1 protein-coding gene is annotated in these 2,025 nt (G+C 38.2%); it reads right to left on the bottom strand.

Annotated features, from left to right (window positions below; genetic code table 11):
• Window positions 1–91: 91 nt before the first annotated feature.
• Window positions 92–1,798, bottom strand: a complete 1,707-nt coding sequence (terL, locus tag EDD57_RS14190) for a phage terminase large subunit (protein ID WP_131850067.1) — start codon at window positions 1,796–1,798, stop codon at window positions 92–94.
• Between the last annotated feature and the right edge of the window lie 227 nt (window positions 1,799–2,025).

Here is a 2,025-nt window from a genome sequence, read left to right as displayed (position 1 = left end):
TTTCAATTTTGTTTCTAATGAATATTTAGCCATAGAAAAAGCACCTCCAACTGTTGGGTTTTAATTTCGTGTCCAACAATTGGGGTGCAGTTCATAAACCTGTAGGCTTTTTATGCCACCGCTTCCTTGATTGAAGAGAACACAAAGAAACTGCCATCTGCAAAGAGTCTGGAAGATCATCATAATCTGCAAAGGGGAACATTTCTAATTGTTCTAGTAGTAACCTTTGTGATTTGTGAGGTCTAATAACTCCGTGTTCAAATAATGGTTCTAACTGCTCAATACGTTCTTCTTTCTTGCCATGAGAACGGTTAGTTGTAATTGGTTTTAATTTAGTAAAGTATGCCTTTTCTTTAGCCAATTTTTCTTGGAGTTGTCTGTATAGATCAAACTGTGCCTGTACAGTTTCAACTGCAAATTGTTTCGGGTTGTATTCCTTTATTAGTTCAATTACCTTAGTTAAAGCGATATGAGCAGGACACTTTTCAGCCCAAGTATGCAAAATGTATAGTACTCCTGTTTTTCGTTCACGCCCCACAATAACAACTGCATTAAAGTCTGCTCGATTCGACTTACCAAATGCCATATCCCAACTGCCGAAAATTTCAAGGCTTAAATCGTCTAAGTCACCGTAATCCCAAAACATCATATTGCTAGTATTAAATATTTGAGAATCCTCATCAATTGGATTGTTCAAAAACTCGGAAGCAAAAGATTTACTCGTCATACTTGCCTTCTCTAGCATCAGTTGTAAATAAGAGAAACGTGCTTCCCACAAAACCTTTACACCTTTGTCCATTTCTTCCCTGTTCATTTCATAGAAAGCAAGTGCTGTTTCTTTACGATCTGGATTTTCCCTATCTTGCAATATCTCTTGAAACATATCCCATAAATCTAATCGTTCAGGTGGGTTGATAACAGCAGAAAATAATTTTGGTTGGAAATCAGGGCGATTCATAACCTCAAAAAGTAGTCCAGATTGATGAACCGCTGTTCCCATGTATATAAATCCCGTTCGTTGTGGATCTCCTATCGGCATCACCACCGAATTAAACCAATGTAAGTTTTTATCCCGTAAGTCTACTGTATTTGTGTTCCGTTGACTTTCCATATCGTCCATGATAACGAGATCAGGTCTGTAGGAACCATTTCTCTTTCCTCGAAGTTGCTTTCCCATTGATGCTGACTCTACTAGAGTTCCAGCTTTTGTTAGGAACGCTTCTTGATTATCTCTCTCGTTTAATACGCTCTTTGGTGAAAGTAGCTCTCCAAAATCTTCTCTTAGTAATTCATTGAACTTTAGAGTATTAGCCACATATTCAATAAACTTCTTTGACATAGAGTCAGTTTCAGAGATAATCAAAATATATTTTCGCTTTTGGAATACCACTTGATGAAGCGGAAAACAGTTACTCAGATATGCCGACTTTGCTGAACCACGAGGAGAAGCCCAAGCAACCCTTTTATTTACTTCTTCACCAGACACCACATTTAACATACTAGTCAATTCCCTATGAAAATCGGGTGCATCTTCTAAAGAAACACCTGTCGGAACCAGAGGGTCTTCAAAGTTTGGATTCATGTCCGCTGATAGGTATTGGTACATGAAATAAAGTACATCATTCTCAGCCCTCTCAATTCGCTTTAATTGCTTGAGCTTTAGAAGCCACTCTCTTTTCTCTTTCAGGTCTTCAATCTGCATAACTAGTTTGGAATAAATTCGGATTGCCCGTTGGCGTTCATACGGTTCTGTAACTGGACAAAAACCATACTTATCAATGTGATGTGAAATTTTCATACTTCACTTCCTTTCTAAATTCAGTAGATCAATTGACTACTTTGTTACTGTTGTTTATGCTAAACTTTAAGTACTTGGAGGAGGACGAATATAATGAAGGTAGTTCATCCTATACGTGATAAAGAGAAAATTGAACAAATCGAGTAGGAGGGGGTGATTAACCCCCGACCTCTCACACCACCTAGCATGCGGTTCCGCACTAGGCGGTTCACTTAAGTCTGACGAAT

The sequence above is a fragment of the Baia soyae genome (assembly GCF_004341445.1).
Taxonomy (GTDB): Bacteria; Bacillota; Bacilli; order Thermoactinomycetales; family Thermoactinomycetaceae; genus Baia; species Baia soyae.
This window is presented reverse-complemented; position numbering and strand designations above follow the sequence as displayed.